The sequence below is a fragment of the Acidovorax lacteus genome, from assembly GCF_039540375.1.
GTDB classification, from domain to species: domain Bacteria; phylum Pseudomonadota; class Gammaproteobacteria; order Burkholderiales; family Burkholderiaceae_C; genus Acidovorax_G; species Acidovorax_G lacteus.
In genome coordinates this window covers 35,461-57,437 of sequence record NZ_BAABEX010000031.1, presented here as the reverse complement: position 1 = coordinate 57,437, position 21,977 = coordinate 35,461, and the positions used below count along the sequence as shown (strand labels likewise).

Genomic DNA, 21,977 nt, shown 5'->3' with positions numbered 1-21,977 from the left:
CCCCAAAGTGCCAAGCGCTGAGTGTGACAGAAGGTATCCCTTCCAGACACCTGTTTATCACACACGCCAGCGCCTTAGAAGCAGGGCATTCGCCATGACGCTCACCGAACTCAGCGCCATGGCAGCCCCCGCCACCACCGGGCTCAGATAGCCCAGAGCGGCCAGCGGAACGCCCGCCACGTTGTAAACAAACGCCCAGAACAGGTTCTGCCGGATCTTGCGCACCGTGCGCCGGGAAATGTCGAGCGCAGCCGCGACCAGGCGCGGGTCGCCCCGCATGAGCGTGATGCCCGCGGCGTGCATGGCCACGTCGGTCCCGTTGCCCATGGCCAGGCCCACGTCGGCGGCCGCAAGGGCTGGCGCATCGTTGACGCCATCGCCCACCATGGCCACCACGGTCGCGCGGCCCTGTGCGGCAGGGTTCAGCCCCGGCGCGCTTGCGCCGGCCTGCAGCGCCCGCACCACGCGCGCTTTGTCTTGTGGCAGCACCTCGGCCCAGACCTCACCGGCTGCTGGGTCCAGGCCCAGGCGGCGCGCCATGGCCTCGGCCGCGCCGCGGTTGTCGCCCGACACCATGACGCAGCGCACACCGCGGGCACGCAGCGTCGCCAGCGCCTCGGCCGCGCCAGGCTTGGGCTCGTCTCCAAAGGCCATCAGCGCCTGCACAACCCAGGGGCTGTCCTGCCCTGCGGACCGCTCGGCCACGGCCGACACCGTGGCGCCATCCTGCTGCAGCGCCTGGGCCTGCGCTGCCAGACGCCCCAGATCAGCGCCCATCGACTCCATCCACCGCAGACTGCCGATGCGCAACACCCGGCCCAGCGCACAGCCTTCGGTGCCGCTGCCGGGCACAGCCCGCACCGCTTCGGCACCAGGCAGTGCCAGGCCGCGCTCCTGAGCCGCTTGCACCACCGCGCGCGCCAACGGATGCTCGCTACCGCCCTGCACGGCCGCCACCGCCTGCAGCAATGCGGCTTCGTCCACGCCCGCCGCCAGCTTCAGGGCCGTCAGCCGGGGCCGTCCTGCGGTGAGCGTGCCGGTCTTGTCGAATGCGACCACACGCACCCGGTGCGCCGTCTCAAGCGCCTGGGCGTCCTTGATCAGGATGCCGTGGCGGGCCGCAGCGCCCGTGCCCACCATGATGGCGGCCGGTGTGGCCAGACCCAGGGCGCAAGGGCAGGCAATCACAAGCACCGCCACGGCGTGGATCAGCGCAGCCTCCAGGCCATGACCGGCCACCAACCAGCCCGCCAGCGTGAGCAGCGCGATCAGCAGCACCGCGGGCACAAACACGGCCGAGACCTGGTCCACCATGCGCTGGATCGGTGCCTTGGCGGCCTGCGCGTCCTCCACCAGGTGGATGATGCGGGCCAGCACGGTCTGCGCACCCACGGCGGTGACCTGCATCACCACGCGGCCGTCGCCGTTGATGGAACCCCCAGTGAGCGCCGCACCGGGCTCGCGCGGCACCGGCAGCGGCTCGCCAGTGAGCATGGACTCGTCCACCTGCGTGCGCCCCTCGGCCACCGTGCCGTCCACCGGAATGCGCTCTCCCGGCCGTACCACCAGGCGATCGCCCACCAAGACTTCGGCCACCGGCACATCCACCTCGCCGTCCGGGGTGAGCAGGTGCGCGCGCTCGGGCCGCAGCGCATGCAGCGCGCGGATGGCCGCGGTGGTCTGCTGCTTGGCACGCGCCTCCAGCCACTTGCCCAGCAGCACCAGGGTGATGACCACGGCCGAGGCCTCGAAGTACAGATGCGGCTCGTGGCCCGGATGCGCCGTGGCCCAGAGCCACACCGACAGCCCCCAGCCCGCCGTGGTGCCCAGCGCCACCAGCAGATCCATGTTGCCCGACAGCGCCCGCGCGGCGTGCCAGCCAGCCTTGTAGAAGCGCGCGCCCAGAATGAACTGCACGGGCGTGGCCAGCGCACACTGCACCCAGGCAGGCGGCATCCAGTGCAGGCCGAACAGCCCGGCCAGCATGGGCAGCACCAGCGGGGCCGACAGCAGCAGCCCCAGCGCTACGGGCCCGAAACCCTGCCAGGGCGATGAGGCAGCGGCATCTACTGCAGCCGCCGCGTCGCGTGGCTCATAACCGGCGTTGCGCACGGCACGGCGGGCGCGTGCCTCGGGCGTGGCACCATCCTGCAAGCCCGCATCGGGCGCAAACACAATGCGCGCCGACTCGGTGGCCAGGTTCACCGTGGCCTCCTGCACACCGGGCAGCTTGCGCAGCGCGCGCTCGACGCGGCCCACGCAGCTCGCGCAGGTCATGCCGCCGACGCCAAGGTCCAGCACAGCACCCGCGGGCTGGGCCGCGGCAGGTTGGAGGGAAGTGGGAGAGGGGTTCATGGGCGAGACCGTAATCCTTGACGCAATGGCAAGGTCAAGCCTTGAGCAAGATCAAGCCTCATGCCGCCGCGGGCATCTTCGGCGCTTGACTCTGACACCGTGTCAGGCTTCATCATCTTCCCGTGCCATCACATTTCCAAGGAGCTTGCATGCAATACCGTTTTGATGTCCAGGGCATGACCTGCGGCCACTGTGAGCGCGCCGTGCGCCAGGCGCTTGTGCAGGTGGACCCGAATGCCCAAGTGCAGATCGACCGCGCCCAAGGCCGCGTGGACGTGACCAGCGACGCCCCGCAAGACACGCTCGCCCGGGCCATCGCCGAAGAGGGCTACCAGGTGGCGGCTGCCGCCTGAGCCTGTGGCCATGGCGGCCTCCCACCCCACGACCACGCCTGTGGCGATTGGCGTGGCAGCACAGCGCGCAGGCATTTCGGCGCGCATGGTGCGCCACTACGAGGCGCTGGGCCTGCTGCCCGGAGTGGCCCGCACCGACAGCGGCTATCGCCAGTACACGGCGGCCGACGTGCACACGCTGCAGTTCATCCGCCGCGCCCGCGACCTGGGCTTTTCAATGGACGAGATCGCCGAGCTGCTGGCGCTGTGGCGCAACCGCCGCCGCAGCAGTGCGAGCGTCAAACGCATCGCACAGGCCCACATCGAAGACCTGGACCAGCGCATCGCCGCCATGCAGGCCATGCAGCGCAGCCTGCAAGCCTTGGTGGCCTGCTGCCAGGGCGACGACCGGCCGGACTGCCCGATCCTGGACGACCTGGCGACTGGCTCAGCGCCTTGAGGCCAAAGGCCCCCGCCGTGTGCGCTTGATGGCTGGCTGGGCCGCGGTACGCCGCAGCACGCCCTGCAGCAGCGGGTCGATGCACTGCTGCGCCACCTCGTCGGGGGTGCAGGGGCCGTCAGGCCGGTACCAGCGGCCGATCCAGCTGAGCGCACCGGCAATCACAAAAGCCGTCATCTTGGGGTCGCAGGGTTGCAGCGAACCCTCGGCCACGCCCGCAGCCACCAGGCGGCGGAACGCCTGGTCGATCTCGGACTTGAGGCGGCGCAGCTCTTTGCGGCTTTCGGGCGGCACCTGCTCGTCGCCCACGCGGATCAGGCACATGCCAAAGTCCTGCATGACGATGCGCGCATACACGTGCATGCAGGCCAGCAGCTGATCAAGCGCCTGGCCGCCGGCCGCGCGCGAGGCCTCGATGCCCTCGCGCATCATCTGTAGCCCCTGGCGCACGCACTGCAGCAGGATTTCGTCCTTGCTCTTGACGTAGTAATACAGCGTAGGCTTGCTCACGTTCAGCCGCGCAGCAATGTCATCCAGCGAAGTGGCATGGAAACCGCGCTCGTTGAACAGCTGCGCCGCCGCCTGCAGCACGGCCTGGCGCTTGGCCTCGCGCTGCTGCTCACGGTCTGCCACCGGGGCCCAGGGCGAGGCTGCCGCACCGCCGGGGGCCAGCGGCATAGCAGGCGCCGCGCGGCGGCGGCGTGCGGCAGGTGCGCCGGCCGATGCCGGTGCGGGTGCAGTGGTCAAAGTCTTGGGCATGGAACAGCAAACCCCTGGGTGGATGCGGGTGCAGGCACCGCACGAACGCATCCAACTCTACTCGCGGGTAAATAATTTACGCACCAGTAGTATTCTTGGGCCTGATCGCGTGGCGCACAGGTCGCTATTAGAAGGCCGGCGCTGGCAATCCCTGCATCAGACGGGGTTGCCATCGCCGGGCCCAGTTGTGCGCTCCTTTTTTGATAGCGGCTTGTGCCTGATTTTGCTCATTCTTGGAAGGTGAACCGTCTGAAGATAAGCTGAATCAAGCACGAGCAGCTCCGTTTTTTATAGCAAACCAAACGCCCCAGACCTGCGCCTGCGGAGGCTCGGCCACCAGGCCGCGCGCCCGCTGACCCCCTTGTTGCCCACCACTGCCGGAGCCCCCCACCATGACACACCGCGACGTGTTTGTCGTCAGCACCGCCCGCACCGCCATCGGCACCTTTGGCGGCAGCCTGAAGGACGTGCCCAACACCCAGCTCGCCACCACGGCCGTGAAAGCCGCCATTGCGCGCGCGGGCCTCGCGCCCGACGCGGTGGGCCATGTGGTCATGGGCAACGTCATCCCCACAGACACGAAGGACGCCTACCTTGCACGCGTGGCCGCCATCGATGCAGGCTGCCCCATCGAAACCCCGGCCTTCAACGTCAACCGCCTGTGTGGCTCGGGCCTGCAGGCCATCGTGTCGGCCGCGCAGGCCATTGGCTATGGTGACTGCGACGTGGCCGTGGCTGGCGGTTCCGAATCGATGAGCCGCGGGCCCTACTTTGACCAGGGCGCGCGCTGGGGCACCCGCATGGGCGACAGCAAGAGCATCGACTACATGCTGGGCATCCTGCACGACCCGTGGCAGAAGATGCACATGGGCATCACCGCCGAGAACGTGGCCGAGCGCTACGGCATCAGCCGCGCCATGCAAGACCAGCTCGCACTGGAAAGCCAGCGCCGCGCCGCCGCGGCCATCGCGGCCGGGTACTTCAAGGAGCAAATCGTCCCCGTGGAAATCGCCACGCGCAAAGGCACGGTGCTGTTTGCCGAAGACGAGCATGTGCGCGCCGCTACCACGCTGGAGGTGCTGGCCGGCATGAAGCCCGCGTTCAAGAAAGACGGCGGCACCGTCACCGCGGGCAATGCCTCGGGCATCAACGACGGCGCCGCCGCCGTCACGCTGGTGGCGGGCGACCGCCTGGCCGCGCTGGGCGTGAAGCCCCTGGCCCGCCTGGTGGGCTATGCCCACGCCGGGGTGGAGCCCGCCTACATGGGCATCGGCCCCGTGCCCGCCACACAGAAGGTGCTGGCGCGCACGGGCCTCACGGTGCACGACCTCGACGTGGTCGAAGCCAACGAAGCCTTTGCCGCCCAGGCCTGTGCCGTGATCCAGGAACTGGGCCTTCAGCCATCCAAGGTCAATCCCCATGGCTCGGGTATCTCGCTGGGCCACCCGGTGGGGGCCACCGGGGCCATCATCACCACCAAAGCCATTGCCGAGCTGCACCGCACCGGCGGGCGCTATGCGCTCGTGACCATGTGCATTGGCGGCGGGCAAGGGATTGCGGCGGTGTTCGAGCGGGTGTAACCCCCCCCCAGGATCGACCATGCCGCCCCGGCCCTGACCCGACCCCTGTTCCACCCTCCCACCCACACCGCTGCTCTGCTGCCCATACCACCATGCTGCCCAACCACCACCTGAGCGACGACGCCCGCGCCGACCTGGCGCTTTTCACCGAATCGCTGGAGCGCTTTTGCGACACCGAGATCGAACCCCACTACCGCGACTGGGAGCGCGCAGGCCAGGTGCCGCGCAGCCTGTTTGCGCGCATGGGCGCGCAAGGCTTTCTGTGCGCCGACGTGCCCGAGGCCTGGGGCGGCCCGGGTGCGCCGGTGGACTTTTCCTTTGCCGTGGTCGAAGTGCTGTCGCGCCGCGGCTATGGCGGCTTTGTGGGCGGGCTGCAGGTGCACAACGACATCGTGCCGCCCTACCTGCTGCACTACGGCACCGACGCCCAGCGCCGCCACTGGTTGCCGCGCATGGCCCGCGGCGACGCCATTGCCGCCATCGGCATGACCGAACCCGGCGCGGGCAGTGATCTCAAGGCCCTGCGCACCACGGCGCGGCGCGACGGTGACCACTACGTCATCAACGGCAGCAAGATCTTCATCAGCAACGGCCAAAACTGCGACCTGCTGGTGCTGGCCGCCAAAACCGACCCGGCCGCCGGGGCCAAGGGCGTGAGCCTGTTCCTGGTAGACACCACGGCCCCCGGCTTTTCGCGCGGGCGCAACCTCGAAAAAATCGGCCAGCACGCGGGCGACACGTCGGAGCTGTTCTTCAACGACCTGCGCGTGCCGGCCGACGCGCTGCTGGGCGGCACCGAAGGCCAGGGCTTTGTGCAGATGATGCGCGAGCTGCCGCGCGAGCGCCTGATCATCGGCGTGCAAGCCGTACACGGGGCACGAGGCGCACTCGATGCCACCGTGCGCTACGTGCAGGAGCGCCAGGCCTTCGGCCAGGCGGTGGCGCAGTTCCAGAACACCCGCTTCACCCTGGCCCAGGCCGCCACCGACGTGGCCGCGTGCGAAGCCTTCGTGCGCGCAGGCACCGAGGCACTGCGCCGCGGCGAACTCAGCCCCGAGGCCGCCTCGGCCATCAAGCTGCACGCCAGCGAATGCATGGGCCGCGTGGCCGACCAGTGCCTGCAACTGTTTGGCGGCTACGGCTACATGGCCGAGTACCCGATCTCGCGCTTCTGGACCGACGCGCGCGTGCTGCGCATCTACGGCGGCACGTCGGAGGTGATGAAGGAGCTGGTGGCGCGCGGCCTGCTGGGGCGGTGAGCAGTGGGGAGCCTCAGGCACAGCGACGTCAGTCCACTCGACGCTGTATCTGGACAGTTGGTGGTGGAGCCGTCTGTCCCAACGGCTGGTACACGTAGCGAACCATCAGCTCACGGACCAGCCCCATCGACAGCTCCAAGAGAGCAATGCTGTTCTCATGGGCCGTGAACGCACCGGTGCTATGCGCCAAGCCTTTGTTAGCGGTCCACAAGAGATACGCAAGAGCCTCCTCAGCGGGTTTCTCGAGCACTTGTAGACCGGAGAACGCATCAGGCAGTACCGGCCAGGGCACCTCCACATGGCCCAGATGCCGGTCGTCCTTGCGAGACGGCTTCTCCATCGCCAAGGCATGGCAACTGCCTTTCTTCAGCTTGAAGCCGAGGAACTCCAGCAACGCTCGCCCATGGATGACCCCGGCCTCAATGGCAGGATTGGTAAACACCGTCGCTTTGCCAACCACCACCGTTTTGCCGTCGAAACGGATGTCCACGGCGGGTACATCGCCTTGCCACGTAGATCGCAGTCGCAAAGCCACCTGGGCTACGCACAGCACGTCCAGCCGATAGCGCAGCCATTCGGTCAGTTCTGGGTCCAGTGGTCTCACCACTGCTCACCCGCTCAGTCTTTGTAAAACGCCTCCACGCTCCCCTTGAGCGTGAGCAGCAGCGGCCGGCCGCGGCGGTCCACCGTCTTGCCGGCGGGCACCTTGATCCAGCCTTCGCTCACGCAGTACTCCTCGACATCGAAGCGTTCCTTGCCGTTGAAGCGGATGCCGATGTCGTGCTCGAACACGGCGGCCACATGGTGCGGGCTGCGGGGGTCAATGCTCAGGCGGTCGGGCAGTGCGGGGCGGGTGGATGCGTCGGTCATGGCAGTCGGTAAGTGTCGGGAATCAGAATCAACAAAGGGAGCGCTCAGAACGGCGCGGAATCCGGATCGGTGTCCACCGGCACACTGGCCGGGCCGGTGACCACGCCGCCGCCCTGGGCGCGCACCGGGCGGTGCGGGGCGGCTGGGGCGGCCTGCGGGGCCTTGGGCGCAGAGGGGGCTCCAGCGCTGGAGGCCGTCGTTGGTGAGGTGCCGTTGCCACCGGCCTCGGCCGCTGCGGCCAGGATGCCGCTGTCGGCTTCGCCGCCCAGCGCCTCGATCAGGTCGGGGATCAGCTTGCCCAGCTCGCCCGTGGCAATGGCCACGTCGGTGTCAAAACCGCCGTCGTCCTGGCTGGTGCCTTCGAACACCGTGTCTTCAAAGGCCACTTTCTTGATCTGCAGGCCTTCGGTCAGCACGAAGTGCACGCGGTCGTCCCAGCCCAGCGCGAGCTTGGTGGGCAGCTTGCCGGCCGCAATGTGGGCCTGGATTTCTTCGATGTCGAGCGGATGGCGCGCATAGCGCACCACCGACTTGGCTTCGTCGCTGGCCTTGAGCTCGCATTCGCGGCCCAGGCTGAAGCCCGCGGGCGATTCCTGCGTGCTCAGCCAGTGCGACATGGCCGCCTGCGCGCTGGTCTGCGTGTGCAGCAGCGCCACGGCAAAGCCCGGGGGCAGCAGCTCGACGAGCAGGCTCACCACCTCGTCGGCGCGACCCTGGCTGCCGGTGTCGATGACGAGCCAGCGTGCGCGCGGGTCGATCCACACCCAGGTCGAGCCCTGCTTGGTGAAGGCCATGGGCAGCAAATCGAGCCGCGCCTCGTCCTTGAGCTCGCGCTGCTCCTTCTTGCCCGGCTTGCGGCCGGTCTGGGACTCGATCTGCGCGGCCTTTTCCTTCACTTTGCGCGCCAGCACCGAAGCCGGGAGCATCTTGGATTCGGACATCAGCCGCAGGATCCACTGCCCGTCCACCGACTCGGCCAGCGGGCCGTGCGCATCGCCGCGCGGCGGCACCCAGCCGATGGATTTGTCTTGCGTGGCACCGCACTCGGCAAACGGCGCTTTCTGCAGCGCCTCCTCCATCTGCTCCAGCGTGCACTGCCACTGCGGCGCAATGCGGTACACGATCATGTTCTTGAACACGGCAACACCTCAACAAAACGGAACACGCCCGCCCTGGGGGCGGCAAGGGGGGCCATTGTCGTTCAAGCCCGGGCAGGTGGTGGACAAAACCGGGTTTGCTATCAAAAAATGAGCTGCTCGTGGTTGATTGATAAGCACGAGCAGCCTATTTGGCTCCAATCTTTGAAAGCCGCGAACTTTACACAAGCGCAGCAAAGCCACATGCGGGCGATACATGCGCGGCCGACACTGGCTTCCATCGCAACAGGTGCTGCGCCGCAGCCCTGGCAACCGATGAACCCACCACCGAAAGGAAGCCTCATGAACCCCTGGACCACCCGCCTTGCCGCCACCGCCCTGCTGGCCGCCCTGGCCGCCCCCGCCTTTGCCCAAACGCCTGCGGGCCCCGGCCCCGACAGTGGTCGCATGGGCATGGGCCACGGCCATGCGGGCAAGGGCGGATCGCCCGAAGGAGCGCAGCAGCGCCGCCAGGAGCGCATGCAGCGCCACCTGAACGAGCTCAAGAGCAAGCTGCAGCTCAGCCCCGCCCAGGAACCGGCCTGGACGGCCTTCACCACCGCGCTGCAACCGGCGGCCAAACCCGAGCGCCCGAGCCGCGACCAATGGGCGCAACTGACCACGCCCCAGCGCATCGACCGCATGCAGGAGCTGCGCCAGCGCCACGCCGCCGAGGCCGACCGCCGCGCCCAGGCCACCAAGAGCTTCTATGCGACGCTGAACCCCGAGCAGCAAAAGACCTTTGACGCCCAGAGCCTGCGCATGATGGGCCACGGCGGCCCGGGCGAAGGCCACGGACGACACGGCCGCCACCACGGCTGACACCCGCCCTGGCCTGGCAGCGCACACCGTGGCCATGCCCTCCGGCACCGGCCCACTGCCGTTGCTCCCCTCTCCACCCGCCGCTGCCTTCGGGCCGCCGGCGGGTTTTTTCATGGTGCCAGCCGCACGATCCATCGCCTGTGGACAAAGCCGTGCACAAACAGCGGAACAAGAACGACTTGTCCACACCGCAGAGCGCTTTTCTAGAGTTGTTGTCGGCTTCCAAGCCGTCGGCTCCCGTGTTGGCACACAGGGTTGAAAGTTCTGCAAGCTTTTGATTTGAAACGATTTTGTCAGCTTGTCCACAACATACAGGGCACTCTACTACCTACTACTACTTCAAGATATTGCATTCAAGGAAGAAAAATGTCCCCGCTTCGCGGGCAGCGCGGCGGCGCTTGTGAAAAAACCCGTGGTCTGGGGCACGCCGCCGGGAGGCACGCCCGGCGGGGCCTGAGGATCAGCACACGTGGGGCCGGCGGGCGCTTCGGCACCGTGGCTTGGTGGGCCAGCTGGGACCCGAGCAACCCGTGCTGTCGCCGCGATGAAAGCTCTGCACAACCCTGGCGAGGATGCACGGGTGCGGGTCGGGATGAACCGCAAGGCGTTGTGCAGCGCTTCCCAAGGCCCCTCCGTCCATGCCTGATGCCCTGCGTTACCGAATGACCGATGACCCGGTGCCGCGCGCCGGAAGTTCCCAACCACCGTCTTGCCGTCGGCACATGCCTGCACACACCGGTCGCCTGAGCCGACCGGCACGCCTGCGCCCCACGCCCAGGCCACCACCGCCGCCGTGGACGGCACGCCGAGCACAACATACAAGGCCTGCCTCCCTTGTCTGCCCCGGGGGGTAGCCGGTCTGCCGCAGGCCCGTTGCGGTGCACAACTGTGGGGACAGAAGGCGCACAACGGCCGGTTTGTCCACACCAACCCTGCCATTTGGCAAGTTGTCCCCGAAACGGGTGCAGCCGCACCCGGGTGCCATACCCAAGGATGTCATGCACGCAAGTGTTTGATTTTTCGAGGATTTATCAGCTTGTCCACAGACTGGGGGCGCCTCTACTACTCCTACTATTTCAAGATAAAGCCATCAATGAACAACCAAAGCCCGAGGCATGGGGACTGGCTCCGTAGCCGCTGGGCTGTGGACAACTTTGTGCAAAAGCGCGTGGAGCGTACGCCGCCGCGCCAAGCCTGGCGCGGACTGAGCGCGTCGAATGGGCCTGCGGGCCCGCGCCAGATCAGGCGTTTGGGGGCAAAAGTTCCGCCAGCAGCCCGCTGTGGTCGCTGGCCAGGCCCGCCGGGTCGCCCAGCAGGCCTTGCAACACAGGCTGCACCGTGTGGGCTTGCCAGCCTGCAGCGCCGGGACGCAGCCACCAGTGGTCCAGCGCCAGGCCCTGGCCCTGTGCGTTCCACCAGGTGGCGGGTGTGGGCCCCTGCCCAGCAAGTTGCCAGCCTGCGCGCAGCGGGGCCAGGGCGGGGGCCTGGGGTTCGGCGTTGAAGTCACCCCCCAGCACCGCACTGTCGGCCTGTGCCAGCGCCTGCAGGCGGTCGGTGAGGTGCTGGCACTGCTGCAGCCGCGCGGCACTGGCGTCGGCCCCGGCGGCCAGGTGCACATGGCCGATCCACAGCGCAGGTCCTGGGCCGCGCCAGCGGGCGATCTGGGCCACCCGTTCGCCATCGTGGGGGTGGGGTGGCAGCGCCAGCGCTTGTACCGGCTCGCAGTCGCCCAGCAGTGCCAGGCCCGCATGGCTGTGCACCCCATGGCCTTGCCACAGGCGCGGCTTGGCGCGAGCAGGGGTCTCCCACAGGGGCAGACCCAGCGCGTCGGCCAGGGCACGGGCCGTGTGTGTGCTGCCATCGGCAGTGGCAAAGCATTCCTGCAGCAGCACGATGTGGGGCTGGAGCGCGGCCAGGCCCGCTGCCATGCGCGGCAGGCGCTCGCGGTACGCGCCGTCGCATTTCCAGGTGTTGAGCGTGACCAGGCGCAGCCGCATGGGAGAAGGCCGATGCCGTGGGGACGTCGGGACTTCAGGCTGGCAGGGCGGTGCTGGCCTGTGCGTCCAGTGCCTGCAGTGCGCGCTGCAAATTGGTGGCCGCGTCTTGCAGCAGGCCGGTGTTGTGCACGGTGACGGCGTCGGGCGGCAGCGGCCAGGCCTCGGCCCGTGCCAGGCGGGCGGCGATCTCGGCAGCGCTTTCCCGGCCGCGGGCGGCAAGGCGCTGGGCCAGCACTTCGGCCGGGGCGGTGATGTGCACCAGCGTGGCCTGCGGCCAGCGGTGGCGCACGGCCGACCAATGTGCGCGCGAGCCGTTGAGGAACACCCAGCGGCCGGTGGTCAGCGGTGCCAGCTCGGCCCAGCGGATGCCATAGCCCAGACCGTGTGCCTCCCAGTGCAGGGCAAACGCACCGGTGTCGCGCAGGAAGTCGAAGGAGGGCCGATCCAGGGCCTCGTGGGCTTCGCCCCCCGCCGTGGCCGGCCGCGTGATGCTGCGACGCACCCAGTGTGCGCGTTCGGCATCAGGCCATTGCGCCCGCAGAGCGGCCAGCACGCTGTCCTTGCCGACCCCCGAGGGGCCCATGATGCAGACGAGGCGATGGCTCATGCGGTCAGTCCGTGTTGAGAGTGCAGCATCAGGTCGGCACCAGGCGCGGGCTCGATGAAGACCGACACGCGGTCGAAGGTACAGGGCGGCAAGTCGTGAAAATGCCGGGCCGCGGCTTCCATCAGCCCCTGCAGCGCGACCGGAGGCAACGCACCCAACGGCCCTGTGAGCGAGAAGTGAAAGCGGAACTGCGACAGCACCCAGGGGTAGCCCCAGGCCTGCAACAGGGCATCCTGCTCGGGGGTGAGCGGTGCTCGGCGGCGGCGTGCGAGTTCGGCCGCATCCAGCGGTGCGGCCAGGGGGTGCAGGGCTTGCACGGTGTCGGCGGCCAGGCGGTCGAGTGCCCGCTCAGCACGCGCAGGCCGCAGCGCCAGGAAGCCATCCATGCAGGTCACCTGCAGCGCAGGCAGTTCAAAGCGGTGGTGGCGGGTGCACAGGGCGTCCACCGCCGCAAGCACCTGGGGCAGGCCCACCCCCGGTGCGCAGCGAAACGGCGGCTTGAGCGTGGCGTGCCAGCCGTAGCGCCGCGGGTCGGCCACCAGTGTGTGCCAGGTGCGGGCATCAAGGCCGTCCACGGCAGGCGCGGCGCCCGGGGTGTGCCCGGCGGCACACCGCCCCAGCCAGGCACTGCCTGCGCGGCCCCAGGCCGATGCGGGGTCGGGCGCGAAGTACAGCGCGACGCGGTGCATGGCGGGCTCAGGCATCGCGGCCATGGTCCACCGTCAGACTCACGCGGTCGCCCGCGAAGCAGGTGCGCGCAAACTCAATCGGCAGGCCCTGCAGGTCCACGTTCACGCTGCTGACCTGCAGCACGGGCCGTGCGGCGGGCTGGCGCAGGTGCGTGGCCACTTCGGCATTGGGCAGGCGGGCCGAGATGCGACTTTCGGTACGCGTGTAGTCGGCCACACCCAGGCGCGCAAACGCGGTGGTGATGGAGCCGCTTTCCTGCAGGTGCACGTCGAGCCCCGCAAAGCGTGGCAGCGGGAAGTAACGGTCGCTCACGTGCAGCGGCTGGCCGCCGCCGTCGCCGAGCACCACCAGGTGCAACACGCTGCTGCCCGTGCGCACGCGCAAGGCCTGCGCCACGCCAGCGTCGGCCCGCACGCGCGCTGCGGCCAGCACCTGCAGGCCGCCTTTGAGCCCGGCCTGCGCGAGGTTTTGCCGGTGGCGCGTGCGCTTGCCCAGCACCAGGTCCACCGCAAAGTCTTCGACGTAGGTGCCACTGCCCTGGGTGGAGCGCACCAGGCCGATCTGCCCCAGCGTGGACAACGAACGCCGGATGGTGTGGCGGTTCACGCCGTACTGCTGCGCCAGTTCGTGCTCTGAGGGCAGGCGGTCGCCCGGTGCGTAGATGCCGTGGCGGATCGCGTCGGCGATCTCGTGGGCGATGCGCGCCCAGAAGCTGTGCCCCGGGTCGGGCAAGGCCAGTGCGGCGTCTTCAGGCGCTGCGGTGCGGATCGTGGTGGTTGTCATGAAAGCTACACAAGCGCTGCCTAAGCTGGAGGCCATTCGCAAAGTTGTCTACACAACCTGAAGGGTAGCACCGACATGTTTCAAGCGTTTTACAGCGCCGGCCCGGGCCAGCGCAGCACCCGTCCGCAGTGGATGGCGTTGCTGGCCCGCGCTCCGCTGCCGTTGCTCGAGCAGGCGCTCGCAGCGCACCACCGGCCCGAGCGCACCGAATGGCTGCGCAAGCCGGAGACCGGGCTCACGATGCTGCAAGGCCGTGCAGGCGGCACGGGCGAGCGGTTTCTGCTGGGTGAGATCACCGTGACGCGCTGCGCGCTGCGCAGCACCGATGCCGAGGGCAGCCCTTCGGCCGTGGGCGTGGCCTATGTGCTGGGCCGCAACCACCGCCAGGCCACGCTGGCCGCACTGGCCGATGCGCTGCTGCAAGACCCGGCCCAGCAGGCGGCGCTGGAAGGCAGCCTGCTCGATCCCATTCGCCACTACCTGACCCAGCGCGCTGCCGAGCGCAACGCGCGGGCGCGCGCCACGCAGGTGGACTTCTTCACCGTGGCCCGCGAAGCCGGGTCCGACAACGACGACGAGGACGCCGCATGAAACACGATGAGCTCCAACGCGTGCGTCCGGGATTTGACGATCTCGCGCATGGCAGCCAGGCGGTGTTCCGCTGCGCGCTGGACGCGCTGTCGCGGCCCGGTCGTGCGGTTGCCGTACCAGCGGTGGCCCCACATCCCGGGGTCGGCCACACGGCTGCTGCCTTGCTGCTGCTGGCCTTGCTCGACAACGACTGCACGCTGTGGTTGTCGCCCCACCTCGCGGGCAGTGACGCCGAGGCCTGGTTGCGCTTTCACACCGGCTGCCGTGTGGTGGCCGACCCGGCGGCCGCGCGCTTCGCGTGGCTGGCCGCGGGCGATGCCTGGCCCCCACTGGGCGCCTTCCACGCGGGCACCGATCTGGACCCCGACCAGGCCGCTACCTGCGTGATTGAGGTGGATCTTCCGGCCGCCGCATCGGCCGGTGCCCAGACCTGGAACCTGCAAGGGCCGGGCATCCAGGACATCCAAACCTTGCACACCCGCGGCCTGCCGCCCGCCTTTGAGGCCGAACGGGCCGCCTTGCAAAGCGCGTTTCCCCGCGGTGTGGACGTGTTCCTTGCGAGTGATACCCACCTCGTCGGCCTGCCCCGCACCACAGCCCTGCGGGCCGAGCACACCCTAGCACAGGAGGCCTGAGCATGTATGTGGCCGTCAAAGGCGGAGAAACCGCCATCCTCGCCAGCTACCGACTGCTCGATGCGCAGCGCCGTGGCGACCCGCAGCTGCCCGAGCTCAGCGTGGCCCAGATTCGCCAGCAGTTCAAGCTCGCGGTGGACCGGGTCATGACCGAAGGCTCGGTGTACGACCCCGATCTGGCTGCGCTGGCCCTCAAGCAGGCTGCGGGCGATGCGGTGGAAGCCATCTTCCTGCTGCGGGCCTACCGTGCCACGCTGCCGCGCCTGGGCACCAGCCTGCCCCTGCGCACCAGCGAGATGGCGCTGTCGCGCCGCATCTCGGCCACCTTCAAGGACCTGCCGGGTGGACAGATTCTGGGCCCCACCTACGACTACACGCAGCGCCTGCTGGACTTCCGCCTGCTGGCCGAGGGGGGCACGCCCGTTGCTGCTTCGGCCCCCACGGAGACCGTGCCACCGGGAGCACCCGCGCCGCGGGTGGTGGACCTGCTCAACCACGAGGGCCTGATCGAGACCCACCCCGTGCCCGAGGGCGACCCGGACCCGCGCGACCTCACGCGAGAGCCGCTGCGCTTTCCGGCGCCGCGCGGCACACGCCTGCAGAACCTGGCCCGCGCCGACGAGGGCTTTCTGCTGGCCATGGCGTATTCCACACAGCGCGGCTATTCGCACAGCCACCCGTTTGTGGGCGAGATCCGCCTGGGCGAGGTGGCGGTCGAGATCGCACCCGAAGAGCTGGATTTCACGCTCTCCATCGGCGACATCGAGCTGACCGAGTGCGAGATGGTCAACCAGTTTGCGGGCAGCAAGACCGAGCCGCCGCAGTTCACGCGTGGCTATGGCCTGGCCTTCGGCCACAGCGAGCGCAAGGCCATTGCCATGAGCCTGGTCGACCGCGCCCTGCGCGCCGAAGAGCTGGGCGAGAGCGTCGAATCGCCTGCGCAGATGCAGGAGTTCGTGCTCTCGCACAGCGACAGCCTCGAAGCCTCGGGCTTCGTGCAACACCTGAAGCTGCCGCACTACGTGGATTTCCAGGCCGAGCTGGAACTGGTGCGCCGCATGCGCGCCGATGCCGGCCAGGCGCCCGCACACGATACCCCCGAGGAGACCGCATGAACGCCCCGCTCGACCCCGGCCTGCTGCAGGCCCCGGCCCAGCCCGATGCGCCGGAGCGCGCCGAGGCCGTGAACTTTGCCTACCTGGACGAGCGCACCAAGCGCATGATCCGCCGCGCCTTGCTCAAGGCCGTTGCCATTCCGGGCTACCAGGTGCCTTTTGGCTCGCGCGAGATGCCGCTGCCCTATGGCTGGGGCACGGGCGGCATTCAGGTCACGGCCGCAGTCATCGGCGCCCAAGACACACTCAAGGTGATCGACCAGGGCTCGGACGACACGGTGAACGCAGTCAACATCCGCCGCTTTTTCCAGCGCACCACCGGTGTGCCTGTAACCACCCGTACCCGCGAGGCCACGCTGATCCAGACGCGCCACCGCATCCCGGAGACGCCCCTGCGTGAAGGCCAGATCATCGTGTACCAGGTGCCGGTGCCCGAGCCCCTGCAGCGCCTGGAGCCGCGGGACAGCGAAACGCGCCTGCTGCACGCGCTGGCCGAGTACGGGCTGATGCACGTGAAGCTCTACGAGGACATCGCGCGCTACGGCCACATCGCCACCACCTACGACTATCCGGTCATGGTCAATGGCCGCTACCTGATGGCGCCCTCGCCCATTCCGAAGTTCGACAACCCCAAGATGCACATGAACCCCGCCCTGCAGCTGTTCGGCGCGGGCCGTGAAAAGCGCATCTACGCCGTACCCCCCTACACGCGGGTGGAAAGCCTGGGCTTCGACGACCACCCATTCGAGGTCCAGCGCTGGGAAGCCGCCTGCGCGCTGTGCGGTGCCACCGATTCGTTTCTGGACGAAGTCATCACCGATGACCAGGGCGGTCGCATGCATGTGTGTTCCGACTCCGACTACTGCCAGGAACGCCAGTCCACGCCAACCGGGGAGGCCGCATGAGCGCCGTGCAACTGCGCGAGGCGCATGAGCGCGATCTGCCCCAGGTGCTGGCGCTCTATGCGCAGCCCGGACTGGACGACGAGCAGGTGCTGGCGCTGGACGAAGCACGCGCGCTGTTTGCCCAGTTCGCACGCTACCCGCACTACCACCTGTATGTGGCTTGCGAGGCCGACAGGCCGCAGGCCGTGCTGGGCAGCTACGCCCTGCTGGTGATGCACAACCTGGCCCACCGGGGTGCGCCGTCCGCGGTGGTCGAAGACGTGGTGGTCGATGCAGGCCACCGCGGCCGCGGCATTGGCCGCCAGATGATGGCCCACGCCATGGCCCAGGCCCGCGCTGCGGGCTGCTACAAGCTCGCGCTGTCGTCCAACCGCCGCCGGGCGGCCGCGCATGCGTTTTACGAATCCCTGGGCTTTGAACGCCACGGGGTCAGTTTTGTGATCGAGACCACCGCATGACCGGCATTGCCTCCACCCCCCCCTTGCTGCGCGTGCGCGGCATCTCCAAGCGCTTTGGCAGCTTCACGGCGCTGCACGAGGCATCGTTCGACCTCTGGCCTGGCGAGGTGCTGGCCATCGTGGGCGAATCCGGCTCGGGCAAGAGCACGCTGCTCAATGCCGTGGCCGCGCGCCTGCAGCCCGACGCGGGCGAAGTGGCGTACCACCTGCAGGGTACCGGCCTGGCCGATGTGCACGGCCTGAGTGCCGCACAGCAGCGCCTGCTGGCCCGCACCGACTGGGGCTTTGTGCACCAGAACGCGGCCGACGGCCTGCGCATGGACGTGTCGGCCGGTGCCAACGTGGCCGAGCGCCTCATGGGCCTGGGCGATCGCCACTACGGCCAGTTGCGCACGGCGGCCGAGGAATGGTTGCGCCGCGTGGAGATTGATCCGATCCGCATCGACGATGCGCCGCGCACCTTCTCGGGCGGCATGCGCCAGCGCCTGCAGATCGCGCGCAACCTGGTCACGCGGCCGCGCCTGGTGTTCATGGACGAGCCGACTTCCAGCCTCGATGTGTCGGTGCAGGCGCGCCTGCTCGACCTGCTGCGCGCGCTCACGCAAGAGCTGCAGCTGGCCGTGGTCATCGTCACGCACGACCTCGCCGTGGCCCGCCTGCTGGCGCACCGCATGGTGGTGATGCAGCGCGGCCGCATTGTCGAGACAGGCCTGACCGATCAGGTGCTGGACGACCCCCAGCACCCCTACACCCAGCTTCTTGTTTCTTCCGTTCTACAGCCATGACCGAAGCCGTCCTTTGCATGACCGGTGTTGCCAAGCGCTTCACCCTGCACCACCAGAACGGGGCCGAGCTGTCGGTGCTCCAAGGCGTGGACCTTGAGGCCCATTCAGGCGAATGCCTGGTGCTCGACGGCCCGTCGGGCATGGGCAAGAGCACGTTGCTCAAGCTCGTGTACGCCAACTACCGCGCCAGCAGCGGCCGCATCACGGTGCAGCACGGTGGGGCGGTGACCGAGGTCACCACGGCCGACGCGCGCGCCCTGGTGGCCCTGCGCCGCGACACCGTGGGCTATGTGAGCCAGTTCCTGCGCGTGATTCCGCGTGTGGCCGCACTCGATGTGGTGGCCGAGCCGCTGCTTGAAGGCCGCGAGCGCAGCGACGCCGCCCGCACCGAGGCGCGGGCCGAGGCGGCGCGCTGGCTCACTCGCTTGCGCATTCCCGAGCGGCTGTGGGCCCTGCCACCCGCCACGTTTTCGGGCGGGGAACAGCAGCGCATCAACATCGCGCGCAGCCTGATCCGCCCGCGTCCGCTGCTGCTGCTGGACGAACCCACCGCCTCGCTCGACCCCGCGAACACCCGCACCGTCGTCGAACTGATCCATGAAGCGGTGGCTCGCGGCGCAGCGGTGCTGGGCATCTTCCACGACCCCGAGGTGGGGGCCGAAGTGGCCACCCGCCGCATCGATATGAGCCGTTACCGGAGCGCCGCATGACCCCCCCACTCACCTTCCGCAATGGCCGCATCGTGCTGGCCGACGACGTCATCACAGGCAGCCTGCGGGTCGAGGACGGCCGCATCGCCGCCATCGACAGCGGCGCCGCGTCCAGCCTTGTGGGCCACGACCTGGAAGGCGACTACCTGCTGCCGGGCCTGGTCGAGATCCACACCGACAATTTCGAGCGCCACCTGATGCCCCGCCCCAAGGTGCAGTGGGCCGAAATGCCTGCGCTGCTCGCACACGATGCCGAAATTGCGGCCGCCGGCATCACCACGGTGTTCGATGCGCTGGGCGTGGGCGATGCAGACCCGGACAGCCTGCGCGGCAGCACCTGGCATGGCGTGGTCGAAACGCTGGACCACTGCGCCAAGTCAGACCTGCTGCGCGCCGACCACCACCTGCATGTGCGCTGCGAGTTGCCCGCGCCCAACACGGTGGACCTGTTTGCGCCCTTTGACGGCCACGACCGTCTGTCGCTGATATCGGTGATGGACCACACGCCCGGACAGCGCCAGTGGGAAAACATTGAACAGGCCCGCGTGTACTACACAGGCAAGAAGGGCTGGAGCCTGGAGAAGTTTCTGCGCCAGGTGGAGCATGCGGCCGAACTGCAGGCCCGCTACGCCCAGCCGCACCGCAGCTACTTCGTGGACTATTGCCGCACGCACGGCATTGCGCTGGCCAGCCACGACGACACCACCGAAGCCCATGTGGAACAGGCCCATGCCGAGGGCGCGACGGTGTCGGAGTTTCCGACCACCGTGGTGGCTGCGCGGGCGGCGCATGTGCGCGGCCTATGCACCGTGATGGGCGGGCCCAACGTGGTCCGCGGCGGTTCGCACTCGGGCAACGTGGCAGCGGCGGAGCTGGCGCGCCTGGGACTTCTGGACATTCTGTCGTCGGACTACGTGCCGGGCAGCCTGCTCAGCGCCGTACTGCGCCTGGTGGACGACGGCGTGCTCACGCTGCCGCAGGCGGTGGCCACCGTCACGCGCAACCCGGCGCAGGCCTGCGGGCTGACCGACCGCGGTGCGATTGAGCCCGGTCTGCGGGCCGATCTGGTGCAGGTGCGCTGTGTGGACCTGCCGCGCGGCGGCCGCCAGGCCGTGGTGCGGGCGGTGTGGCGCGAAGGCCGTCGCGTGCTTTGAAGCGGACGCCAGCCTTCACAAAAGCTTCCCCAAGTTGTCAACGCACTTTCACACACGGGCCCGACACTGCCCAAGCTGTCTAGACAGATTGACCGGAGACGATCCATGGCCCTTCGCATTGAAAAACTGAGCAAGCGCTTTGCCAACGGCAAGACCGCGCTGTCGAACATCGATCTCGACATCCGCCAGGGCGAGATGGTGGCGCTGATTGGTGCCTCCGGCTCTGGCAAGTCCACCTTGCTGCGGCATGTCGCCGGGCTCATGGCGGGCGACGCCGTGCAGGGCTCCCGCATCGAGGTGGCCGGCCAGTGCGTGCAGCGCGATGGCCGCATCCAGCCCGAGGTGCGCCGCATCCGCTCGCAGGTGGGTTTCGTGTTCCAGCAATTCAACCTGGTGGACCGCCTGCCCGTACTGGTGAACGTGCTCGTGGGCTCGCTGCACCGCCTGCCCTGGTGGCGTGGCTGGACGCGCTGGTTCCCGGCGCAAGAGCGGCGGCGTGCGGTCGAGGCGCTGGCGCGCGTGGGGATTGCCGAGTGCGCCCCTCAGCGGGCATCCACGCTGTCGGGCGGCCAGCAGCAGCGCGCAGCCATCGCACGGACCCTGGTGCAGGGTGCCAAGGTGGTGCTGGCCGACGAGCCGATTGCCTCGCTCGACCCTGAATCGTCGCGCAAGGTGATGGAGATCCTGGCGCGCATCCACCGCGAAGACGGCTGTACGGTGGTCGTCTCGCTGCACCAGATCGACATGGCGCTGCGCTACTGCCCGCGCGTGGTGGCCTTGCACCAGGGGCGGGTGGTGTACGACGGCCCAGCCCGCGAACTGACCCCGGCCCTGCTGCGCAGCCTGTATGGCATGCAGGCCGACGAGATCCTCAATGGCAGCGCTTCCCTGCATGGGGCTGCCCCCGCCCCTGCACCGGTGGCGGCGCCCGTGGCCGCGTGGCCGCAGCCTGTGGCGGCCTGACACCGGTCGATTCCTTTCCTTCTCTTTGCTTTCCGGAGTCTCTTCATGATCAAACGCATCGCTGTTGCCCTGGGCCTGGCCCTGGGCCTTGCTTCTGCCCATGCCCAGGACATCCACTTCGGCATCATTTCCACCGAGTCCTCCCAGAATCTCAAGTCCGATTGGCAACCCCTGCTGGACGACATGGCCAAGCAGACGGGTCTCACCGTCAAGGCGTTTTTCGCGCCCGACTACGCGGGGGTCATCGAAGGCATGCGCTTCAACAAGGTACACGTGGCCTGGTTTGGCAACAAATCGGCGATGGAGGCGGTGGACCGCGCCAACGGTGAGGTGTTTGCACAGATGGTCAACGCCGACGGCACCGAGGGCTACACCTCACATCTGATCGTGCACCGCGAAAGCCCGATCCGTACGCTGGACGATGTGCTCAAGAACGGCAAGTCCCTGAGCTTCAGCAACGGGGATCCCAACTCCACGTCGGGCTTCCTGGTGCCCGGCTACTACGTGTTTGCGCAGAACAAGATCGATCCGAAGGCCCACTTCAAGGTCGTGCGCAATGCCAACCACGAGGCCAATGCCTTGGCGGTGGCCAACCGCCAGGTGGACGTGGCCACCAACAACAGCGAGAACCTGGACAAGATCAAGGAGCGCCAGCCCGAGAAGTTCAAGGACATCCGCATCATCTGGACGTCGCCCCTGATCCCGCTGGACCCGCTGGTCATGCACAAGCAGTTGCCCGAGGCCACCAAGGCCAAGATCCGCAACTTCTTCTACAACTACGCCAAGACCGATGCGCGCGAGAAGGAGATCGTCATGAAGATCTCCAAGCTCAGCGGCTTCAAGCCCTCGAGCAACGCCCAGCTCAAGCCCATTCGCGAACTGGACCTGTTCTCCAAGCGCAACCGTGTGGAAGGCGATTCGACGCTGTCCGCTTCGGACCGCCAGACCCGGCTGGCCGAGATCGATCAGCAACTGGCTGCGCTGAAGTAAGCCCGCCCCTCCACGCGAGTC

At 68.4% G+C, this 21,977-nt stretch carries 24 protein-coding genes; 15 read left to right on the top strand and 9 right to left on the bottom strand.

The window, feature by feature from the left end; genetic code table 11:
* Nucleotides 1–57 precede the first annotated feature (57 nt).
* On the bottom strand, nucleotides 58–2,355 hold the full coding sequence (locus ABD866_RS16040; RefSeq protein ID WP_345067524.1) for a heavy metal translocating P-type ATPase: 2,298 nt from the start codon (nucleotides 2,353–2,355) through the stop codon (nucleotides 58–60).
* Nucleotides 2,356–2,504: 149 nt separating this feature from the next.
* Here ABD866_RS16040 and ABD866_RS16035 point away from each other — a divergent pair, with 149 nt between their 5' ends.
* Nucleotides 2,505–2,708 carry a heavy-metal-associated domain-containing protein gene (locus ABD866_RS16035; protein WP_345067521.1) on the top strand — a complete coding sequence of 68 codons (204 nt, stop codon included), beginning with the start codon at nucleotides 2,505–2,507 and terminating at the stop codon, nucleotides 2,706–2,708.
* A gap of 10 nt (nucleotides 2,709–2,718) precedes the next feature.
* Nucleotides 2,719–3,147: a Cu(I)-responsive transcriptional regulator gene (gene cueR / locus ABD866_RS16030; RefSeq protein WP_345067518.1), complete on the top strand. Its 429-nt coding sequence runs from the start codon at nucleotides 2,719–2,721 to the stop codon at nucleotides 3,145–3,147.
* Here the strand turns inward: cueR and ABD866_RS16025 are convergent.
* Complete coding sequence (locus ABD866_RS16025; RefSeq protein ID WP_345067516.1) at nucleotides 3,136–3,906, bottom strand: TetR/AcrR family transcriptional regulator; 771 nt, start codon at nucleotides 3,904–3,906, stop codon at nucleotides 3,136–3,138. The genes cueR and ABD866_RS16025 overlap by 12 nt on opposite strands.
* Nucleotides 3,907–4,298: 392 nt before the next feature.
* Between ABD866_RS16025 and ABD866_RS16020 the strand changes: the two genes are divergently transcribed.
* Together ABD866_RS16020 and ABD866_RS16015 are read left to right on the top strand one after the other, a co-directional pair.
* Nucleotides 4,299–5,486 carry an acetyl-CoA C-acyltransferase family protein gene (locus ABD866_RS16020; protein ID WP_345067513.1) on the top strand — a complete coding sequence of 396 codons (1,188 nt, stop codon included), beginning with the start codon at nucleotides 4,299–4,301 and terminating at the stop codon, nucleotides 5,484–5,486.
* A gap of 92 nt (nucleotides 5,487–5,578) precedes the next feature.
* Nucleotides 5,579–6,745, top strand: coding sequence for an acyl-CoA dehydrogenase family protein (locus ABD866_RS16015; protein WP_345067510.1), 1,167 nt, complete (start codon nucleotides 5,579–5,581; stop codon nucleotides 6,743–6,745).
* Between the two features lie 28 nt (nucleotides 6,746–6,773).
* On the opposite strand, the gene ABD866_RS16010 is transcribed toward ABD866_RS16015, so the two are convergent.
* The 3 genes from ABD866_RS16010 to ABD866_RS16000 all read right to left on the bottom strand — a co-directional run bounded on the left by ABD866_RS16010 (nucleotide 6,774) and on the right by ABD866_RS16000 (nucleotide 8,754).
* Entirely contained in the window at nucleotides 6,774–7,235 is a 462-nt protein-coding gene (locus tag ABD866_RS16010) for a hypothetical protein (RefSeq protein ID WP_345067507.1), read from the bottom strand.
* A gap of 128 nt (nucleotides 7,236–7,363) precedes the next feature.
* Nucleotides 7,364–7,615 carry a DUF3297 family protein gene (locus ABD866_RS16005; RefSeq protein WP_345067504.1) on the bottom strand — a complete coding sequence of 84 codons (252 nt, stop codon included), beginning with the start codon at nucleotides 7,613–7,615 and terminating at the stop codon, nucleotides 7,364–7,366.
* Nucleotides 7,616–7,659: 44 nt separating this feature from the next.
* Nucleotides 7,660–8,754, bottom strand: a complete 1,095-nt coding sequence (locus ABD866_RS16000) for a recombination-associated protein RdgC (protein WP_345067501.1) — start codon at nucleotides 8,752–8,754, stop codon at nucleotides 7,660–7,662.
* A gap of 300 nt (nucleotides 8,755–9,054) precedes the next feature.
* Here ABD866_RS16000 and ABD866_RS15995 point away from each other — a divergent pair, with 300 nt between their 5' ends.
* Nucleotides 9,055–9,573, top strand: a complete 519-nt coding sequence (locus ABD866_RS15995; protein WP_345067499.1) for a Spy/CpxP family protein refolding chaperone — start codon at nucleotides 9,055–9,057, stop codon at nucleotides 9,571–9,573.
* A gap of 1,241 nt (nucleotides 9,574–10,814) precedes the next feature.
* Here the strand turns inward: ABD866_RS15995 and ABD866_RS15990 are convergent.
* The 4 genes from ABD866_RS15990 to phnF are packed head-to-tail and all read right to left on the bottom strand — an operon-like array spanning nucleotide 10,815 to nucleotide 13,650.
* Nucleotides 10,815–11,570: an endonuclease/exonuclease/phosphatase family protein gene (locus tag ABD866_RS15990; protein ID WP_345067497.1), complete on the bottom strand. Its 756-nt coding sequence runs from the start codon at nucleotides 11,568–11,570 to the stop codon at nucleotides 10,815–10,817.
* Nucleotides 11,571–11,604: 34 nt separating this feature from the next.
* Complete coding sequence (gene phnN, locus ABD866_RS15985; protein ID WP_345067495.1) at nucleotides 11,605–12,177, bottom strand: phosphonate metabolism protein/1,5-bisphosphokinase (PRPP-forming) PhnN; 573 nt, start codon at nucleotides 12,175–12,177, stop codon at nucleotides 11,605–11,607.
* Nucleotides 12,174–12,866, bottom strand: a complete 693-nt coding sequence (locus tag ABD866_RS15980; protein WP_345067494.1) for a DUF1045 domain-containing protein — start codon at nucleotides 12,864–12,866, stop codon at nucleotides 12,174–12,176. Before ABD866_RS15980 ends, phnN begins: the two co-directional genes overlap by 4 nt.
* Nucleotides 12,867–12,873: 7 nt before the next feature.
* Nucleotides 12,874–13,650 (bottom strand): phosphonate metabolism transcriptional regulator PhnF, encoded by a 777-nt coding sequence (gene phnF, locus ABD866_RS15975; RefSeq protein WP_345067491.1) that lies wholly within the window; start codon nucleotides 13,648–13,650, stop codon nucleotides 12,874–12,876.
* Between the two features lie 75 nt (nucleotides 13,651–13,725).
* Here phnF and phnG point away from each other — a divergent pair, with 75 nt between their 5' ends.
* From phnG to phnD, 10 genes are all read left to right on the top strand, one after another.
* Nucleotides 13,726–14,241: a phosphonate C-P lyase system protein PhnG gene (gene phnG, locus ABD866_RS15970; protein WP_345067488.1), complete on the top strand. Its 516-nt coding sequence runs from the start codon at nucleotides 13,726–13,728 to the stop codon at nucleotides 14,239–14,241.
* A complete protein-coding gene (gene phnH / locus ABD866_RS15965) occupies nucleotides 14,238–14,876 on the top strand; it encodes a phosphonate C-P lyase system protein PhnH (protein WP_345067486.1) in 639 nt (212 codons plus the stop codon). Before phnG ends, phnH begins: the two co-directional genes overlap by 4 nt.
* 2 nt (nucleotides 14,877–14,878) lie before the next feature.
* Complete coding sequence (locus tag ABD866_RS15960) at nucleotides 14,879–15,991, top strand: carbon-phosphorus lyase complex subunit (protein ID WP_345067482.1); 1,113 nt, start codon at nucleotides 14,879–14,881, stop codon at nucleotides 15,989–15,991.
* Nucleotides 15,988–16,896 carry an alpha-D-ribose 1-methylphosphonate 5-phosphate C-P-lyase PhnJ gene (locus tag ABD866_RS15955; protein ID WP_345067480.1) on the top strand — a complete coding sequence of 303 codons (909 nt, stop codon included), beginning with the start codon at nucleotides 15,988–15,990 and terminating at the stop codon, nucleotides 16,894–16,896. Before ABD866_RS15960 ends, ABD866_RS15955 begins: the two co-directional genes overlap by 4 nt.
* Entirely contained in the window at nucleotides 16,893–17,354 is a 462-nt protein-coding gene (locus ABD866_RS15950) for a GNAT family N-acetyltransferase (protein ID WP_345067477.1), read from the top strand. Before ABD866_RS15955 ends, ABD866_RS15950 begins: the two co-directional genes overlap by 4 nt.
* Entirely contained in the window at nucleotides 17,351–18,139 is a 789-nt protein-coding gene (gene phnK / locus ABD866_RS15945) for a phosphonate C-P lyase system protein PhnK (protein ID WP_345067474.1), read from the top strand. Before ABD866_RS15950 ends, phnK begins: the two co-directional genes overlap by 4 nt.
* Nucleotides 18,136–18,849 carry a phosphonate C-P lyase system protein PhnL gene (gene phnL / locus ABD866_RS15940; RefSeq protein ID WP_345067471.1) on the top strand — a complete coding sequence of 238 codons (714 nt, stop codon included), beginning with the start codon at nucleotides 18,136–18,138 and terminating at the stop codon, nucleotides 18,847–18,849. Before phnK ends, phnL begins: the two co-directional genes overlap by 4 nt.
* The gene (locus ABD866_RS15935; RefSeq protein ID WP_345067468.1) at nucleotides 18,846–20,003 is read left to right on the top strand and encodes an alpha-D-ribose 1-methylphosphonate 5-triphosphate diphosphatase; all 1,158 of its coding nucleotides are present in this window, start codon (nucleotides 18,846–18,848) and stop codon (nucleotides 20,001–20,003) included. The genes phnL and ABD866_RS15935 overlap by 4 nt, the downstream gene beginning before the upstream one ends.
* 105 nt (nucleotides 20,004–20,108) lie before the next feature.
* Nucleotides 20,109–20,966 (top strand): phosphonate ABC transporter ATP-binding protein, encoded by an 858-nt coding sequence (gene phnC, locus ABD866_RS15930; protein ID WP_345067465.1) that lies wholly within the window; start codon nucleotides 20,109–20,111, stop codon nucleotides 20,964–20,966.
* A gap of 45 nt (nucleotides 20,967–21,011) precedes the next feature.
* The gene (gene phnD / locus ABD866_RS15925) at nucleotides 21,012–21,956 is read left to right on the top strand and encodes a phosphonate ABC transporter substrate-binding protein (protein WP_345067462.1); all 945 of its coding nucleotides are present in this window, start codon (nucleotides 21,012–21,014) and stop codon (nucleotides 21,954–21,956) included.
* Nucleotides 21,957–21,977 lie beyond the last annotated feature (21 nt).